This is a genomic window from Pseudomonas sp. JDS08PS003 (genome assembly GCF_045013505.1).
GTDB classification, from domain to species: domain Bacteria; phylum Pseudomonadota; class Gammaproteobacteria; order Pseudomonadales; family Pseudomonadaceae; genus Aquipseudomonas; species Aquipseudomonas protegens_B.
In genome coordinates this window covers 4,866,302-4,883,788 of record NZ_CP120724.1, presented here as the reverse complement: position 1 = coordinate 4,883,788, position 17,487 = coordinate 4,866,302, and the positions used below count along the sequence as shown (strand labels likewise).

The following is a 17,487-nucleotide window of genomic DNA, read 5'->3' as shown; positions in this document are numbered from 1 at the left end:
GCAAACGGCCGTCTGTACTCCTTGGAGTCAGGCGGCCGTGTTGTTTTTGGGAGAGCGCAAATGCTGATCAGTGAGCAGGGGCAGGGCGTCGGGCGGCTTTTGCGGTCTTGATGTCGGGGGTGGACTGCTGGGGCTGATGATGGTGGCGGCGGGTGATGCGCAGCACGCCCCAGAGCATTGCAGCGGCTACGGCCAGCCAGCCCAGGATCAGCATCACTATCGTCGTTGTCAGGCTCATAAGTGCCTCCTTGATGCCCTGTCCAGGGCACACACTCTTACCAATGGACAGTCTAGTAGCCTCTGTGTTTCAGGCTATTGACCAATAGTCGAGAGTCTTCGAACACTTCGCTCTATGGTTTGCAATTAACTGCCGCCTAACGCTATACCCTTGCCCGTGAGCACCCTATGATCAAGTCCCCAGCCGGGACCGGGTCGTCCGGCGTTTGAATATAGAGAGCGATGATGGTGCGGGTATTTCCTCGATTTCGAGCGGCGTTGCTGGTCAGCGCCTGTGTCTTGAGCCTGGCCGGTTGTGCTGGCAGCGTGCAACCCGAGATCCAGCGCCTGCCGGAGCGGGTGGAGCTCAACAGCGTGCCGTTTTTCCGTGGAGAGATGTATCAAAGTGGCCCCGGAGCCTTGGCTGGCATGCTGTCGCAACAGGGCATCGTGATTACTCCGGGGCTGTTGGACAAACCCTTGCACCTGCCTGGCGCCGAGGCGCAATTGCAGCAGAACATGCAGAGCCTGGCGCGTGAGTACGGGATGGTGGTCTATCCCCTGGATGAGCATTTAGCAGCCCTGCTGACCCAGGTGGCGGCGGGTTATCCGGTACTGGTGCGCTTTACCGAAGGTTCGACGTTCTGGGCTGAACCGCGTTATGCGGTATTGGCCGGCTATAACCGGGACAAGCAAACAGTGCTGCTGCGCGGAGCGAAAAGCCGTCGGCAACTGATGAGCTTCAGTGAGTTCGAGTCTTCCTGGAAGAACGCCGGGAGCTTTGCGGTATTGATTCAGGCGCCCGATCAGCTGCCGGCCAAGGTCGATCGCCAACGCTGGTTCAAAGCCGCCAATGAACTGGGGCAGGCCGGTCAGGAACAGGCGGCGGCCAGGGCCAGCAAAGCGCTCGACAGCCACTGAAGCCTGCAGACAACAACGGCGCCATGGGGCGCCGTTGTTGTGCTTGAGTATCAGTGCGAGGCTTGAGGGGCCGCGGTCTGACGGTTCTTGAGGTTTTTGTCGGCCTTGTAGCGCAAGGCTACGTCCGGTACCGAGCCACTCTTGCCGGTTTCTACCCAGTTGCGGATGCGGCTGGCGTCGGCGAAGTGGGTGTACTTGCCGAAGGCATCGAGAATCACCAGGGCTACCGGGCGATTGCTCATGCTGGTGACCAGCACCAGGCAGTGACCTGCCTGATTGGTAAAGCCGGTCTTGGTGATCTTGATGTCCCATTTTTCCTTGTTGACCAAATGGTCGGTGTTGCGAAAGCCCAGGGTGTAGTTGGGCTTGCGGAATGCCACGGTCTTTTCCTTGGTGGTGCTCAGTTCACTCAGCAGCGGGTATTTGCGGGCGGCCACCAGCAATTTGCTCAGGTCGCGAGCCGTGGACACGTTATGGATCGACAGACCGGTGGGTTCCACATAGCGGGTGTGGGTCATTCCCAGGGACTTGGCCTTGGCGTTCATGGCTGCGATAAAGGCCGGGTAGCCTCCCGGGTAGTGATGGGCCAGGCTGGCGGCGGCACGGTTTTCCGAGGACATCAGGGCGATCAGCAGGGTATCCCGACGGCTTAGTTCACTGTTGAGCTTGACCCGGGAGAACACGCCTTTCATTTCCGGGGTGTCGCTGATGTTCATGGAGATGTATTCGTCCAGGGGCAGCTTGGCGTCCAGAACCACCATAGCGGTCATCAGTTTGGTCACCGAAGCGATGGGCACTACGACGTCGGGATTGCTGGAATAGATGACTTTGTTGGTTTGCAGGTCCAGCAGCAGGGCGCTGCCGGATGCAATATGCAATTGTGAAGTGTCTCTTGGCGCCGCGGTGGTTTCGCTGGCGTCGACGCTGTGCGCGATCAAGGTGCCGGACACAGCAAACAACAAGCTGAGGATGGAGAGACGAATTTTCACGCGGGCGGACTCAATAAAGATGGATATGCCGTTTGGCAACGGGCTTTTTCGGGAAAACGTTACATTTTATGAATATAGCTGAGGTACTGTCGATTGTTCTTCAGCGGTCAGTCGAAAACCCTTAAAAACCAAGAAAAAACACCGTTTTTTCCTGAGCGGTACTGCGGTTTCAGAATAGGCCGGGTGCGATCCTGAGCGCTAAGATTCAGGTGCGATAAAGAGCTCCGGGGCGGTGTAGCGTTGGCGCATAAAAAAACCCGCCATTGGCGGGTTTTTTATACGCTGTCGAAAACTTAGCTGTGCAGCGATTCGGCGGCGTACAGGGTGTTTTCCAGCAGGCAGGCGCGGGTCATGGGGCCTACGCCACCCGGTACTGGAGTGATCCAGCCTGCGCGGGGCAGGGCGGTTTCATAAACCACGTCGCCCACCAGCTTGCCGTCTTCCTGGCGATTGATGCCGACGTCGATGACGATAGCGCCTTCCTTGATCCACTCGCCCTTGACCAGGCCTGGCTTGCCTGCTGCAACGACTACCAGGTCGGCACGGCCAACGTGGCCAGCCAAATCCTTGGTGAAGCGGTGGGTGACGGTCACGGTGCAACCAGCCAACAGCAACTCCATGGCCATCGGGCGTCCGACGATATTGGATGCGCCGACTACTACTGCATCCATGCCATACAGATCGGCACCGGTGCTTTCCAGCAGGGTCATGATGCCTTTCGGAGTGCAGGGTCGCAGCAGGGGAATGCGTTGGGCCAAACGCCCGACGTTATAAGGATGGAAGCCATCCACGTCTTTGTCCGGACGAATGCGTTCTAGTAGTAGAGAGGCATCCAGGTGCTCAGGGAGTGGCAGCTGTAGCAGGACACCGTCGATGTTCGGGTCATCGTTGAGGCGATCGATCAAGCCAGCCAGGGCTTCTTGAGTGGTGTCGGCGGGCAAGTCATAGGCTTGTGAAAGGAAGCCGACCTCTTCGCAGTCTTTACGCTTGTGCGAGACATAAACCTGAGAGGCCGGGTCGCTGCCGACCAGAATCACCGCAAGGCCCGGAGTACGCAGGCCTTGCTGGCGACGCTCGGCGACACGTTTGGCGATCTGCTGGCGCAAGCTAGCGGCGATCGCTTTGCCGTCGATTAGTTGTGCAGTCATGACGCGTGATTAACCATCGAGAGGGAGAGAAAAAGAGAACGCATTCTCGCATGTCGGAACGTGAGGGCAAAGGCGCTTGGTCTGCAAATTCCCCTAACTCCTTTAATTAAATGAATTTTTTTCAAAAAAGAGTTGACGACCTAAAGGCTCGTCTATAACATTCGTCGCACTTGTCGGGCACAGCCTAGCACTGGTTAAGAAGGTCGGGCAGAGTTGATGTTTAGCTCGTAACGACTGAAAGCAATTAGTTTGTAATCGTTAAAGAATACAGATTAATAAGGCGCCCGTAGCTCAGCTGGATAGAGCATCCGCCTTCTAAGCGGATGGTCGCAGGTTCGAGTCCTGCCGGGTGCGCCATTAGGCAGCTTTGGCACAAGTAACGCAATATGGTGGGCGTAGCTCAGTTGGTAGAGCACAGGATTGTGACTCCTGTTGTCGTGGGTTCGATCCCCATCGTCCACCCCATATTCGAAGAAGGCGCCAGATTAATAGTCTGGCGCCTTTGCTTTAAAAGCTTGTTAAGCGGACGTGGTGGAATTGGTAGACACACTGGATTTAGGTTCCAGCGCCGCAAGGTGTAAGAGTTCGAGTCTCTTCGTCCGCACCAATAAAGTAGCTAGTTAATAGCAGATTACGGCGCAGCACCTGAAAAGGGCTGCGCCGTTTTCGTTTCTGGGTCCGGTATGTCCAGTGGTTCCGCAAATAATGGGGTGGCTGGGCTGGGCAATGGTTGGCCTTTGGTCGCCGGGTGCTCGGATCTTGGCTATTGGTTGGTGTTTGTCAGGGGTGCTCTGAGCGACTCCTTCTATATATAGAAGGGTTGGTGTAGAGGCTCTGGTTGGATTCGTAGTATTTGCTCTCATGGCGAGGCTCAACCCTTTGTCCTCGCCTTCACATTGTCGGCTGTTTTTTACCCGTTTTCAGTAGGGTGACTTCTTGAGTTTGACCCACTAGAATGCATGCCCTTGATTCTGGGGTCGGAAAACGGCCGGCTAACGTCTGTGCAACGAGGAATATCCATGCAAGTTTCTGTTGAAAATACTTCTGCTCTTGAGCGCCGCATGAGCATCACCGTGCCGGCTGAGCGCATCGAGAGCCAGGTCAACAAGCGTCTGCAGCAGACTGCCCAAAAGGCCAAAATTGCGGGCTTCCGTCCTGGCAAGGTTCCAATGAGCGTGATTCGTCAGCGTTATGAGGCTGATGCGCGTCAAGAAGCAGTAGGTGATGTGATCCAGGCTTCCTTCTATGAGGCCGTTGTTGAGCAGAAGCTGAACCCGGCTGGCGCTCCTTCGGTCGAGCCTAAGGTGCTGGAGAAGGGCAAGGATCTGGAATACGTTGCCACTTTCGAAGTTTTCCCAGAGTTCACGGTTGCCGGTTTCGAAAACATCGCTGTTGAGCGTCTGAGCGCTGACGTGGCTGATGCTGATCTGGACAACATGCTGGAAATCCTGCGTAAGCAGAATGTTCGCTTCGAAGTTGCTGATCGCGCTGCGCAGAACGATGATCAACTGAACATCGACTTTGTAGGTAAGGTTGACGGTGAAGCTTTCGCAGGCGGTTCGGCTAAAGGTACCCAGTTGGTACTGGGTTCCGGTCGCATGATCCCTGGCTTCGAAGACGGTCTGGTCGGTGCCAAGGCCGGTGAAGAGCGTGTTCTGAGCCTGACCTTCCCTGAGAACTATCAGAACCTGGATCTGGCCAACAAGGCTGCCGAGTTCACAGTGACTGTTAACAGCGTTTCCGAGCCTAAGCTGCCAGAGCTGACTGAAGAGTTCTTCGCTCAATTCGGTATCAAGGAAGCCGGTTTGGAAGGTTTCCGTGCCGAAGTTCGCAAGAACATGGAGCGCGAACTGCGCCAGGCCATCAAGTCCAAGGTGAAGAATCAGGTTATGGACGGTCTGCTGGCCTCCAACCCGATCGAAGTGCCGAAGGCACTGCTGGAAAACGAAGTTAACCGTCTGCGCGTTCAGGCTGTCCAGCAATTCGGTGGCAACATCAAGCCGGACCAACTGCCTGCCGAGCTGTTCGAAGAGCAAGCCAAGCGCCGTGTAGTGCTGGGCCTGATCGTTGCTGAAGTTGTTAAGCAATTCGATCTGAAGCCTGATGAAGACCGTGTTCGCGAGCTGATCCAGGAAATGGCTTCGGCTTACCAAGAGCCTGAGCAGGTCGTGTCCTGGTACTACAAGAACGAGCAGCAATTGAACGAAGTCCGTTCGGTTGTGCTGGAAGAACAAGTTGTGGATACTGTTCTGCAGAAAGCTAGCGTGACCGACAAATCGGTCTCTTACGAAGAAGCGGTCAAGCCGGTAGAAGCACCTCAAGCCGACTGATTTTCTTCTCGTTCGAAGCACACACCATAAGCCAGCCTTCGCGCTGGCTTATGCGTATTCAAGACGTGACTATTTGGGAGTGACTGCAGAGCATGTTCCGTAATTCGTATATTCAGCAGAACTCTGATATCCAGGCCGCAGGCGGTCTGGTCCCGATGGTTGTCGAGCAGTCTGCTCGTGGCGAGCGCGCCTACGACATCTACTCGCGCCTCCTCAAGGAGCGAGTGATCTTCCTGGTAGGTCCCGTAGAAGACTACATGGCCAACCTGATCTGTGCGCAACTGCTATTCCTTGAAGCGGAAAACCCGGACAAGGACATCCATCTCTATATCAACTCCCCGGGCGGCTCGGTGACGGCTGGCATGTCGATCTACGACACCATGCAGTTTATCAAGCCTAACGTTTCAACCACCTGTATTGGTCAGGCATGCAGCATGGGTGCGTTCTTGCTGACGGCCGGTGCCCCTGGCAAGCGTTTCTGCCTGCCAAACTCCCGAGTGATGATTCACCAGCCACTGGGCGGTTTCCAAGGCCAGGCGTCGGATATCGAAATCCATGCCAAGGAAATCCTCTTCATCCGTGAGCGTCTTAACACGCTGATGGCCAAGCATAGCGGGCGTACTCTGGAAGAAATTGAGCGCGATACCAATCGCGATAACTTCATGAGCGCCGAAGCAGCGCGTGAGTACGGGTTGATCGATGAAGTAATCAACCAGCGCCCCGCTTAAAATAAGCAGCTCAAAATAGGCTTGGTCAGTTGTTCTGATCAGTGGCGGGCTTGAAAAAGCCCGCAATAGCCTTCATCTTGTGTTGCAAGCCTATCGGATTTGGATCGAACGAATGACTGACACCCGCAACGGCGAGGACAACGGCAAACTGCTTTATTGCTCCTTCTGTGGCAAAAGCCAGCATGAAGTGCGCAAATTGATTGCCGGCCCCTCGGTCTTTATCTGCGACGAGTGCGTCGACTTGTGCAATGACATCATCCGTGAGGAGGTGCAGGAAGCACAGGCCGAGAGCAGCGCGCATAAATTGCCTTCGCCTAAAGAAATCAGCGGCATCCTTGATCAATACGTGATTGGTCAGGAGCGTGCAAAAAAGGTTCTGGCGGTAGCGGTGTACAACCACTACAAGCGTCTGAACCAGCGTGACAAGAAGAGTGACGACGTCGAACTTGGCAAGAGCAACATCTTGCTGATCGGCCCTACAGGTTCGGGTAAGACGCTGTTGGCGGAAACCCTGGCTCGTCTGTTGAATGTACCGTTCACTATCGCCGACGCAACCACCCTGACCGAAGCCGGTTATGTGGGGGAGGACGTCGAGAACATCATTCAGAAGTTGCTGCAGAAGTGCGACTACGACGTAGAGAAAGCCCAGATGGGCATTGTCTATATCGATGAGATTGACAAGATCTCCCGCAAGTCTGACAACCCTTCGATCACCCGGGACGTTTCCGGGGAAGGTGTTCAGCAAGCCCTGTTGAAGCTAATTGAAGGCACGGTTGCCTCCGTTCCGCCGCAAGGTGGTCGCAAGCACCCGCAGCAGGAATTTCTGCAAGTCGATACTCGCAACATCCTGTTCATCTGTGGTGGCGCGTTCTCCGGGCTGGAAAAGGTTATTCAAAACCGCTCCACCCGTGGCGGCATTGGTTTCAATGCCGAGGTGCGCAGCAAGGAAGAGGGCAAGAAAGTTGGTGAGTCCCTGCGTGAAGTCGAACCTGATGACTTGGTCAAGTTTGGTCTGATCCCGGAATTCGTCGGCCGTCTGCCGGTTCTTGCAACCCTTGATGAGTTGGACGAAGCAGCGTTGATTCAGATCCTCACTGAACCGAAGAATGCCTTGACCAAGCAGTACGCCAAGTTGTTCGAGATGGAAGGTGTCGACCTGGAGTTCCGTACCGACGCCCTGAAGTCGGTCGCCAAACGCGCACTTGAACGCAAGACAGGCGCTCGTGGCCTGCGTTCGATTCTCGAAGGTGTTCTGCTCGACACTATGTATGAGATCCCCTCGCAATCCGAGGTGAGTAAAGTAGTGATCGACGAAAGCGTTATTGAAGGTAAGTCCCAGCCACTGTACATCTATGAAAACAGTGAGCCGACGGCCAAGGCGGCGCCAGACGCGTAAGCGTTGCGCTGTTGGATTGAAAGAAGGGGCCTTCGGGCCCCTTTGCTTTTAGCGTCTTAAAGTGCTGTCTTTAAGCTTGTTTTTTTTACAGGCAGCCCCCATCTTGGTTTCAAGCTTACTTCCATCTGTTTACGGCCGTACGGCCGCCGTAGAGGCGAAATCATGAAGACAACCATCGAATTGCCTCTCCTGCCATTGCGTGATGTTGTGGTTTATCCGCACATGGTTATCCCGCTGTTTGTGGGGCGCGAGAAGTCTATCGAAGCCCTTGAGGCAGCGATGACGGGCGACAAGCAGATTCTCTTGCTGGCACAGAGAAACCCTGCTGATGACGATCCCGGTGAAGATGCACTCTATCGCGTAGGTACCATTGCGACTGTCTTGCAGTTGCTCAAGCTGCCTGACGGCACCGTCAAGGTGTTGGTTGAAGGTGAACAGCGCGGTGCTGTAGAGCGCTTCAGCGAAGTTGATGGCCATTGCCGCGCAGAAGTCTCCCTGATTGATGAAGTGGATGCTCCTGATCGTGAGTCGGAAGTGTTCGTTCGTAGCTTGCTGTCCCAGTTCGAACAATATGTGCAACTGGGCAAGAAAGTTCCTGCCGAGGTGTTGTCCTCCCTCAACAGCATCGACGAGCCAAGCCGCCTGGTGGATACCATGGCCGCGCATATGGCGTTGAAGATCGAGCAGAAGCAGGAAATCCTCGAGATCATCGATTTGTCTGCTCGGGTCGAGCATGTCCTGGCATTGCTGGATGCCGAGATCGATCTGCTGCAGGTGGAAAAACGCATTCGTGGCCGCGTCAAAAAGCAAATGGAACGCAGCCAGCGCGAGTACTACCTGAATGAGCAGATGAAGGCCATTCAGAAAGAGCTGGGCGATGGTGACGAAGGTCACAATGAAATCGAAGAGCTGAAGAAGCGCATCGATGCCGCCGGCTTGCCAAAAGACGCCATGACCAAGGCTCAGGCCGAGCTCAACAAGCTCAAGCAGATGTCGCCGATGTCTGCCGAGGCGACTGTGGTTCGCTCCTATATCGATTGGCTGGTTCAGGTGCCTTGGAAGGCCCAGAGCAAGGTGCGTCTCGACCTGGCCCGCGCCGAAGATATTCTCGATGCCGACCACTATGGTCTGGAAGAGGTCAAAGAGCGGATTCTCGAATACCTCGCCGTACAAAAGCGCGTTAAGAAGATTCGTGGTCCGGTGTTGTGCCTCGTTGGTCCTCCTGGGGTGGGTAAGACCTCCCTTGCAGAGTCGATCGCCAACGCGACCAACCGTAAGTTTGTGCGTATGGCTCTGGGTGGCGTACGTGATGAAGCGGAAATCCGTGGGCATCGTCGGACTTACATCGGTTCGATGCCAGGAAGATTGATTCAAAAGATGACAAAGGTTGGCGTTCGCAACCCACTGTTCCTGCTCGATGAAATCGACAAGATGGGCAGTGATATGCGCGGTGATCCGGCGTCGGCGTTGCTGGAGGTCCTGGACCCTGAGCAGAACCACAACTTCAACGATCACTATCTGGAAGTCGATTACGACCTCTCTGATGTGATGTTCCTTTGCACCTCCAACTCGATGAATATTCCTCCAGCGTTGCTGGACCGGATGGAGGTGATTCGTCTGCCGGGCTACACCGAGGACGAGAAGATCAACATCGCGGTCAAGTACCTGTCGCCCAAGCAGATTCAGGCCAACGGGCTGAAGAAAGGCGAGCTGGAATTCGACCCTGATGCGATTCGCGACATCATCCGCTACTACACCCGTGAAGCCGGTGTACGGGGCCTGGAGCGTCAGATTGCAAAGGTTTGCCGCAAGGCGGTGAAAGAGCATGCGATGGAAAAGCGCTTCTCGGTGAAGGTCACTTCCGACCTGCTGGAGCACTTCCTGGGTGTGCGTAAATTCCGCTACGGTCTGGCCGAGCAGCAGGATCAGATCGGTCAGGTGACCGGTCTGGCCTGGACTCAGGTGGGTGGTGAGTTGCTGACGATCGAAGCCGCTGTGGTTCCAGGCAAGGGCCAGTTGATCAAGACCGGTTCCCTCGGGGATGTCATGGTCGAGTCGATCACTGCCGCGCTGACCGTGGTCCGCAGTCGTGCCAAGAGCTTGGGCATCCCCCTGGACTTCCACGAGAAGCGCGACACCCACATCCACATGCCGGAAGGGGCCACCCCTAAAGACGGTCCTAGCGCGGGCATAGGCATGTGCACGGCGTTGGTTTCAGCGCTGACCGGCATTCCGGTGCGGGCTGATGTGGCGATGACGGGGGAAATCACCTTGCGTGGTCAGGTATTGGCCATCGGCGGGCTGAAAGAGAAATTACTCGCAGCTCATCGGGGTGGAATCAAGACGGTGATCATTCCTGAAGAGAATGTTCGCGATTTGAAAGAAATTCCTGACAATATCAAGCAGGATCTGCAGATTAAACCAGTTAAATGGATTGACGAAGTCCTGCAAATTGCGCTGCAATACGCGCCGGAGCCCTTGCCGGATGTGGCTCCCGAGATAGTTGCAAAGGACGAAAAACGCGAGTCTGACTCTAAGGAAAGAATTAGCACGCATTAGTACGCATTAGCCTGGGGGGCTTCCTTGACAGCTTTTTAGAGCCCTTGTTATAAAGCGGCTCTTAAGTGTCTGTAGGCCATTCAGCACTCGTTTTTGCTTTCACCAAAAAACTTAGAATCATACTCATAGATATATAAGGGGACTTAGAGTGAACAAGTCGGAACTGATTGATGCTATCGCTGCATCTGCTGATCTCCCGAAAGCTGCTGCTGGCCGTGCGCTGGACGCAGTAATCGAATCCGTTACTGGCGCTCTGAAGGCCGGTGACTCTGTTGTTCTGGTTGGTTTCGGTACTTTCTCCGTAACTGATCGTCCAGCTCGTATCGGTCGTAACCCACAGACCGGTAAGACTCTGGAAATCGCTGCCGCTAAAAAGCCAGGTTTCAAAGCCGGTAAAGCACTGAAAGAAGCCGTAAACTAAGTTTCTTCAGGGTCTTTGCCCATCCGGGTCGGGGTCATGCCTGATCTGGCAGCGGGGCGCCAGTAGGCCGGTGCATCACCGGCCAACGCCGAGGGTCGCAGGTTCAGCTCTCGTCCGCTCCGCCAGTTACGAGAAGGCGCATCCTCGGATGCGCCTTTCTTCTATCCGGACTCTACCCACGCTCCACGGTTGCTTAAATTGAAGTACAGCCGTTTCTGGGGGACGCATGCTGCAGAATATCAGGGACAATTCACAAGGCTGGATTGCCAAAACCATCATCGGGGTCATCGTCGCACTGCTGGCGTTGACCGGTTTCGATGCCATTTTCAAGGCCACTACCCATAACCAGGACGCGGCCAAGGTCAACGGCGAGGAAATCACTCAGAACGAGTTGAGCCAGGCCGTCGACATGCAACGTCGTCAACTGATGCAACAGTTGGGCAAAGACTTCGATGCCTCCCTGCTGGATGAGAAGATGCTGCGCGAAGCCGCTCTGAAAGGGCTGATCGACCGCAAGCTGTTGCTGCAAGGTGCACAGGATTCCAAGTTTGCCTTCTCCGAAGGCGCGCTGGACCAGGTGATCCTGCAGACGCCGGAGTTCCAGGTTGAAGGCAAATTCAGCCCTGAGCGTTTCGATCAAGTGATTCGTCAGCTGGGCTACACCCGTCTGCAATTCCGTCAGATGCTGGCTCAGGAAATGCTGATCGGCCAAGTGCGTGCCGGTCTGGCGGGCAGTGGTTTCGTCACCGACGCTCAGGTACTGGCGTTCGCTCGTCTGGAAAAACAGACCCGTGATTTCGCTTCGCTGAGCATCAAGGCCGATCCGGCAGCGGTCAAACTGACCGATGACGAGGTCAAGGCCTACTACGATCAGCACGCCAAGGAGTTCATGACTCCCGACCAAGTGGTGATTGATTACATCGAGCTGAAGAAGGCCGCCTTCTTTGATCAGGTCAGTGTCAAGGACGAGGACCTGCAAGCGCTGTATCAGAAAGAAATTGCCAACCTGTCCGAGCAGCGTCGTGCCGCGCACATCCTGATCGAAGTCAACGATAAGGTGAACGAGGCTCAGGCCAAGGCCAAGATCGAAGAGATCCAGGCCCGTCTGGCCAAGGGCGAAAGCTTCGAGGCACTGGCCAAGGAGTTCTCCCAGGATCCAGGCTCGGCCAATAACGGTGGTGACTTGGGCTATGCCGGTCCAGGTGTTTATGACCCAACCTTCGAGAAGGCGCTGTATGCGCTGAACAAGGATCAGGTCTCGGCACCGGTGCGTACTGACTTCGGATACCACCTGATCAAACTGTTGGGTATCGAAGCTCCGGAAGTACCGAGCTTTGCCAGTCTCAAGGACAAGCTGACCCGCGACCTGAAAACTCAGCAGGTCGAGCAGCGTTTTGTCGAGGCGACCAAGCAGTTGGAGGACTCGTCGTTCGAGGCCTCCGATCTGGCACAACCGGCTCAGGACCTGAAGCTGACTGTTCACACCTCCGCGCCATTTGGTCGTGAGGGTGGCGACGGCATCGCCGCCAACCGTGCAGTGGTGCAAGCCGCGTTCAGCACTGAAGTCCTCGACGAGGGTGCCAACAGCACCGCCATTGAACTGGACCCGGAAACTGTCGTGGTGCTGCGTGCCAAAGAGCACCGCAAGCCTGAGCAGCTGCCGCTGGAAAGCGTCGCCAGCGCCATTCGCACGCAATTGGCCAAGGAGCACGCCAGTGCTGCAGCCAAGACCAAGGCTGAAGAGTTGATTGCCAGCCTGCGTGATGGCAAGACCGCGCTGAACAAGCCGGTTGATGGCCAGAACTGGAAAGTCGCACAAGCTGTGACCCGTGGTCAGGACGGTATCGACCCGGCTGTTCTGCAGGCGTTGTTCCGCATGAACAAGCCGGAGTCCAAGGACAAGCCGACCTTCACCAGCGTGACCCTGCCTAACGGCAATCTGCTGGTGCTGCAGCTCAATGGCGTCAATGAAGCCGCTGCGCCGACCGAGGAAGAGAAGGCTCAATACCGTCGCTTCCTGGCCTCGCGTGTAGGGCAGCAAGACTTTGCCGCCTACCGCAAGCAGTTGGAGAACCAGGCGGACATCAAGCGTTACTAATGCCTGAACCGCAGTGTTGAAAAGACCCCGGCCGAAACGCCGGGGTCTTTTTTTGCATTGCTGGTTGCATCGGCCCCTGGCCAGGGGGCGTCGGCAGCCTGGTGCGCAGGGCCTCAGTAGCTGGAAGGGAAACCCTGGCGCCTGGCACAGGACGCCACCAGCAAGGTCATCAGCAACAAGACCCCAACGACCCAGGGGAAGGTGGCCACGCCCGGTCCCTGCAGTAGCAGGGCGCCGGCCAGGCCACCTCCGGCGATGGCCAGGTTCCACAGAGTGACCAGCATCGATTGCGCCGTGTCGGCATGATCGCCGGCAGTCTTGGCCAGCGCGGTCTGTAGCAGGGTGGCCATGCCACCGAAAGACAATCCCCAGATCGCTGTCGCGGCATAGGTTGCCATCGGCCACTGGCTGAGGAACCCCAACAGCAGCGCTGCCGCCATGAACAGCAGGCAGCTGAGCAGCACCAGTCGACGCAACCAGCGGTCAATCAGCAGACCGACGATCCAGATACTCAGCAGCGCCGCTAGGCCGAACACCAGCAAGATTTGTTCGATCTGTCCGGCAAGTCCCAGGGGCTGGAGAAAGGGGGCGATGTAGGTGTAGAGAATGTTGTGCCCCAGCACATAGGCAAAGGTCACGAACAGCACTGGCTTGATCCCTGGCAGGGCCAGGACTCGACGTGGCGACAAGCGTTTCTGCGCACGCAGACCGGGGAAGTCGGGCACCTGCGCAAGCACCCAGCCTATCAGGCCCAGGGTCAGCAGCGTCATGACTGCAAAGCTCATGCGCCAGCCCACCAGATTGCCCAGCCAGGTTCCGGCGGGCATTCCCACTGACAGAGCCACCGGCGCGCCGAGCATGGCCAGCGTGATTGCCCGGCCCTGCAAGTGGGGCGCCACCATGCGGCTGGCATATCCGGCCAGCAAGGCCCAGAGCAGGCCGGCAAAGACCCCGGCGAAGAAGCGTGCCACCAGGATCAGGTTGTAGTCACTGGAGAGGGCAGTAACGCTATTGACCACGGCAAAGCCGGCAATGGCGAGCAACAGTAAGGGGCGCCGCCGCCAACCCTGGGTGAGGATGATCAGCGGAATGGCGGCCAGTAGCGATCCCAGGGCATAGAAGGTCACTAGCTGGCCAATCAGTGCGGGGGAGACGCCAAGGTTGGCACTCATTTGTGGGAGTAGGCCGGCCGGCAGAGTCTCGGTCATCAGGGTAATGAAACCGGCACTGGCGAGAGCCAGCAGGCCGCCGACAGGCAGGCGTTCGCGGGTCTCGACGGGCGCTTGTAACAGTTCGCAGGTATTGGCGGAGTTGCTCATGGTCGGGCACCGTTGCGCAGGGGCAGAAATGAAGCTCACAGGGTAGGGCTCTGCGCATGGCGGAAAAATAGGCTAAGGTTCCGAACTTATCGGACATAGAAGTCCTTAATTGCAGGAGGACAGAATGGACTGGCTGGGCAGTATTCCGGTGTTCATGCAGGTGGCCGAGACGCGTAGCTTTACCGAAGCAGGGCGTCTATTGGGAGTGTCTTCCTCAGCCGTGGGCAAGAGCATCGCGCGGCTGGAGGAGCGTCTGGAGACACGCCTGTTCCACCGCACCACCCGCAGTATCAGCCTGACCGCGGAGGGGGCCGGGCTCCTCGAACGCTGCCGCCGGATAGCCACCGAAGCGGAGGCCGCAGAGTTTCAGCTGTGCGATTCCTCCAGTGCGCCCGTAGGCAAGTTGCGAATCAGTGCTCCCCAAGTTCACGGACTGTTGATGCCGGTGCTGGCGGAGTTCATGCAGCGTTATCCGCAGATCGAGCTGGACGTCGACCTTTCCGATCGCATGGTGGATGTGGTGGAGGAGGGGTTTGATCTGGTGGTGCGCACGGGCAATCCCAAGGACTCCCGGCTTCTGGCCCGACAATTGGGGCGCTTTCGCATGGTGCTGGTGGGCAGTCCCGAATATTTCCAGCAGCGGGGCTTGCCGCAGTCTCCCCAGGAACTGCGCGAGCACGCCTGCCTGCGGCACACCTTTCACCACACCGGAAAACTTGAGCCGTGGCCGTTCAGGCCCCAGGCCCACGTGCCTGAACCGCTGCTGCCGACCCGTTTGACCAGCAGCTCCATCGAGGCCGTGGAACACGCCGCCCGCAGCGGCCTGGGTATCGCCTGTCTGCCGGATTTCATGGTGCAGGCGGCGGTCCGCCGGGGAGCGTTGCAGACCGTGCTCGACGAGTACCTGGAACACAACGGCACGTTCTGGGTGCTGTGGCCATCGAGCCGGCACGCGGCGGCGAAGCTGCGGGTGTTGATCGAGCACTTGAGCGAGCGACTTTTTCCGGCAAACAGCGGTCAGTAAACTTGTGTGAAATTTAAGACACCAATTACCTGCGCGGTGCGGCGTTGATCTGTTGCACAATATGCGCCGGAGCGTTTTCCTCAGGATTTTCGATGTTTAGATCATTTCATCTGCGTGCCGCAGCCGCGGCGTTGCTGTTGTCTGCTGTTGCCGGCTGTTCGTCGCACAAGACCGCCATCTACGAGCATGAAAGCTTCGATGATTCCGGCACTTTTTCGCGCAATTACCCGGTAAGTGATGCCGCTTCCTGTGAGGCCGCACGGCGGGCTCTGCTGAGCCAGGGCTACATCATCACCAGCAACGACCCGAAGCTGGTCAGTGGCCACAAGAGCTTCCAGCAGACCGGTGAGACCCATCTGGAGATCAGCTTCAATGTGGTCTGTGCCCAGGACGGCAGCGGCGACCAGCGTTCGACGGTGTTTGCCAACGCCTTGCAGGACCGTTATGCACTGAAGAAGGTGAACAACTCGGCCAGCCTTGGCGTGGGTGTGCTGGGTTCGGTGTCGATGCCGATCGGTTCCACCGACGATTCCATGGTCAAGGTGGCCAGTGAGACGGTGTCGTCCGCCAAGTTCTATGAGCGCTACTTCGCCCTGGTCGAGCTGTTTTTGCCCCAGGAAGTGAAGAAGGCCGCACATATAGAAGAGAAGCCCAAGGCTGATCTGGGCGTTCCCGAAAACAAGCCCGAGGCGCAACCCACTCCCGATTCCAAGCCACAGAGCGCTGTGATCGAGCCGAGTGCGGTCGCCGCGCCGCTGGTGCCCGCGAGCGAGCCTGAGCCGACGCTCTCCCAGCCATTGGCTCCACCGGCGGAGGCCGTGCCGATTGTGCCGGCTGCCAGCAGTGAGCTGGCGCCTGCCAATCAAGCCGTCACTCCACCCCCCGCCAGCAGTCTGCCGCCGCCGACCGAGCCGATTCCCGCTCTGCCGGGCAGCGGGCACTGATCGGTTCGAGGGCGCTCGGGTCGACTCTTTAAAGTCGGCCCGACATTTACGTACGTCGCGCTGGCCTCGACTGCAATCGTTGCCGTTGTATGGGTATCCACCGTTTAAATTTCTCACGGGCTGTTACGTTTTAACGACATAAATCTTGACCGGGGGGGTAGTATTTTTTCTGTCATCCCGGCACTTTATGCTGGTCCCGATAGTCATTAGGCACAGGGTTATTCAATCAACGGAAAAGGAGTCCGCCATGGACGAATACCAAGAGGAACTGCTGGAGTATCAAGCTTTTGAGCTCGATCCCCTGGAACCAGCAGAAGACGCCACCGAGCTGTAACGCCGGTGGCGTTTTTTTTAGCCGAATTGTCGGTGGCTACGCCGGAATTCCCCCGGGGTCTGCCCGTTCCAACGCTTGAAAGCCCGCTGAAATGCCTCGGCTGAGGCAAAGCCCAACAGATAGGCAATCTCGCCGAATGCCAGTTCGGTATCGCGGATATAGGTCATGGCCAGGTCGCGGCGAGTGTCGTTGAGAATCGCCCGAAACTGCGTCCCTTCTTCCGCCAGCTTGCGCCGCAGGGTCCAGGTCGGCAGCTTCAGGCGCATCGCCACTTCTTCCAGGTCCGGCTCTCGGCCACCGTTGAGCAGGGGGCCCAGCAACTGAATGATGCGTTCGCGCAGGCTGCGGGTCCGGGTCAGTTGTTCCAGTTCTCTTTCACATAACTGCAGCAGATGCCGCCAGGTGCTTGGGCAATGCTCCGGGTTGCGTAGGGCCAGGTTGGCCTGGCTCAAGCGCAGCTGGTTCTGTTCAGCGCCGAACTGTATGGGCGTTGGGCCGAGCAGGGCATAGGCGTCGTGATAGTCCGGGCGCTCGAACTCGATGTCGATCTGCTCGGCATGAATGGCCTGGCCGCAAAGGCTCGACAGCTGTTGAAGCCAGCCAGACATGATCGAGTCCACTACGAAGCGGTTGTAGGCGTTGTAGGGACTGATGGAATAAAAGCGCAACCAGGCACCGTTGGCGTCCTCGTGAAAGCTCGACTGGCCGCGATAGTTGGAGCCGTACAAGGCCTCGAAACGGGTCAGGCAGCGAGCTGCTTCGCGCACGGTGGGGGCTTGCGCGGCAGTCACCCCGGCGAGGCCCGCCTGGCTCAGGCGACTCAGACGGCCCATGCGCAGGCCCAGTGCCGGATCACCGGTCAGCTGGATCGCCCCGTGGCCCAGGCGCATGTAGCGGGGGATCGACAATCGTGCCCCGGCTTCCCCCAGTCGGGCGGCATCCAGTGCGTATTGTTCCAGCAACGGTGCCGGATCCAGCCCATAGCTGCGCACTGCGTCCGCCAGGCTGTGGACGAACCCCACCGACAGGTCTCCCAGGCGCATCGTCGGCGTCTTCATCG

At 57.4% G+C, this 17,487-nt stretch carries 14 protein-coding genes and 3 tRNA genes; 12 read left to right on the top strand and 5 right to left on the bottom strand.

Features of this window, described 5'->3' with window-relative positions:
- Window positions 1-67: 67 nt before the first annotated feature.
- Window positions 68-238, bottom strand: a complete 171-nt coding sequence (locus P7C00_RS21645) for a hypothetical protein (RefSeq protein WP_346635150.1) — start codon at window positions 236-238, stop codon at window positions 68-70.
- A gap of 224 nt (window positions 239-462) precedes the next feature.
- On the opposite strand from P7C00_RS21645, the gene P7C00_RS21640 reads away from it, so the two are divergent.
- Window positions 463-1,137: a PA2778 family cysteine peptidase gene (locus tag P7C00_RS21640; protein ID WP_404937334.1), complete on the top strand. Its 675-nt coding sequence runs from the start codon at window positions 463-465 to the stop codon at window positions 1,135-1,137.
- A gap of 50 nt (window positions 1,138-1,187) precedes the next feature.
- Here the strand turns inward: P7C00_RS21640 and pbpG are convergent, their stop codons facing one another.
- Window positions 1,188-2,126, bottom strand: coding sequence for a D-alanyl-D-alanine endopeptidase (pbpG, locus tag P7C00_RS21635; protein ID WP_346635148.1), 939 nt, complete (start codon window positions 2,124-2,126; stop codon window positions 1,188-1,190).
- A 293-nt stretch (window positions 2,127-2,419) separates the two neighbouring features.
- The gene (gene folD / locus P7C00_RS21630; protein WP_102864649.1) at window positions 2,420-3,274 is read right to left on the bottom strand and encodes a bifunctional methylenetetrahydrofolate dehydrogenase/methenyltetrahydrofolate cyclohydrolase FolD; all 855 of its coding nucleotides are present in this window, start codon (window positions 3,272-3,274) and stop codon (window positions 2,420-2,422) included.
- A gap of 280 nt (window positions 3,275-3,554) precedes the next feature.
- Between folD and P7C00_RS21625 the strand changes: the two genes are divergently transcribed.
- The 9 genes from P7C00_RS21625 to P7C00_RS21585 all read left to right on the top strand — a co-directional run bounded on the left by P7C00_RS21625 (window position 3,555) and on the right by P7C00_RS21585 (window position 12,806).
- Window positions 3,555-3,631 (top strand) — tRNA-Arg (locus P7C00_RS21625).
- Between the two features lie 32 nt (window positions 3,632-3,663).
- Window positions 3,664-3,739, top strand: a tRNA-His gene (locus P7C00_RS21620).
- A gap of 57 nt (window positions 3,740-3,796) precedes the next feature.
- Window positions 3,797-3,881: transfer RNA gene (locus tag P7C00_RS21615), tRNA-Leu, on the top strand.
- A 412-nt stretch (window positions 3,882-4,293) separates the two neighbouring features.
- Complete coding sequence (gene tig, locus P7C00_RS21610; protein WP_346635147.1) at window positions 4,294-5,604, top strand: trigger factor; 1,311 nt, start codon at window positions 4,294-4,296, stop codon at window positions 5,602-5,604.
- A gap of 92 nt (window positions 5,605-5,696) precedes the next feature.
- The gene (gene clpP / locus P7C00_RS21605) at window positions 5,697-6,332 is read left to right on the top strand and encodes an ATP-dependent Clp endopeptidase proteolytic subunit ClpP (protein WP_011062274.1); all 636 of its coding nucleotides are present in this window, start codon (window positions 5,697-5,699) and stop codon (window positions 6,330-6,332) included.
- Window positions 6,333-6,444: 112 nt separating this feature from the next.
- Window positions 6,445-7,728, top strand: coding sequence for an ATP-dependent Clp protease ATP-binding subunit ClpX (gene clpX, locus P7C00_RS21600; protein ID WP_102864651.1), 1,284 nt, complete (start codon window positions 6,445-6,447; stop codon window positions 7,726-7,728).
- A gap of 162 nt (window positions 7,729-7,890) precedes the next feature.
- Window positions 7,891-10,287 carry an endopeptidase La gene (gene lon, locus P7C00_RS21595; RefSeq protein WP_102864652.1) on the top strand — a complete coding sequence of 799 codons (2,397 nt, stop codon included), beginning with the start codon at window positions 7,891-7,893 and terminating at the stop codon, window positions 10,285-10,287.
- A 148-nt stretch (window positions 10,288-10,435) separates the two neighbouring features.
- On the top strand, window positions 10,436-10,708 hold the full coding sequence (locus P7C00_RS21590) for an HU family DNA-binding protein (RefSeq protein WP_011062271.1): 273 nt from the start codon (window positions 10,436-10,438) through the stop codon (window positions 10,706-10,708).
- Between the two features lie 226 nt (window positions 10,709-10,934).
- On the top strand, window positions 10,935-12,806 hold the full coding sequence (locus P7C00_RS21585) for a SurA N-terminal domain-containing protein (protein WP_346635146.1): 1,872 nt from the start codon (window positions 10,935-10,937) through the stop codon (window positions 12,804-12,806).
- 113 nt (window positions 12,807-12,919) lie between these two features.
- Here the strand turns inward: P7C00_RS21585 and P7C00_RS21580 are convergent, their stop codons facing one another.
- Entirely contained in the window at window positions 12,920-14,125 is a 1,206-nt protein-coding gene (locus P7C00_RS21580; RefSeq protein ID WP_404937333.1) for an MFS transporter, read from the bottom strand.
- Between the two features lie 124 nt (window positions 14,126-14,249).
- On the opposite strand from P7C00_RS21580, the gene P7C00_RS21575 reads away from it, so the two are divergent.
- Complete coding sequence (locus P7C00_RS21575; RefSeq protein ID WP_346635144.1) at window positions 14,250-15,149, top strand: LysR family transcriptional regulator; 900 nt, start codon at window positions 14,250-14,252, stop codon at window positions 15,147-15,149.
- A 92-nt stretch (window positions 15,150-15,241) separates the two neighbouring features.
- On the top strand, window positions 15,242-16,093 hold the full coding sequence (locus P7C00_RS21570) for a DUF2242 domain-containing protein (protein ID WP_404937332.1): 852 nt from the start codon (window positions 15,242-15,244) through the stop codon (window positions 16,091-16,093).
- 351 nt (window positions 16,094-16,444) lie between these two features.
- Here the strand turns inward: P7C00_RS21570 and P7C00_RS21565 are convergent, their stop codons facing one another.
- On the bottom strand, window positions 16,445-17,485 hold the full coding sequence (locus P7C00_RS21565; protein WP_404937331.1) for an AraC family transcriptional regulator: 1,041 nt from the start codon (window positions 17,483-17,485) through the stop codon (window positions 16,445-16,447).
- Window positions 17,486-17,487: the final 2 nt, after the last annotated feature.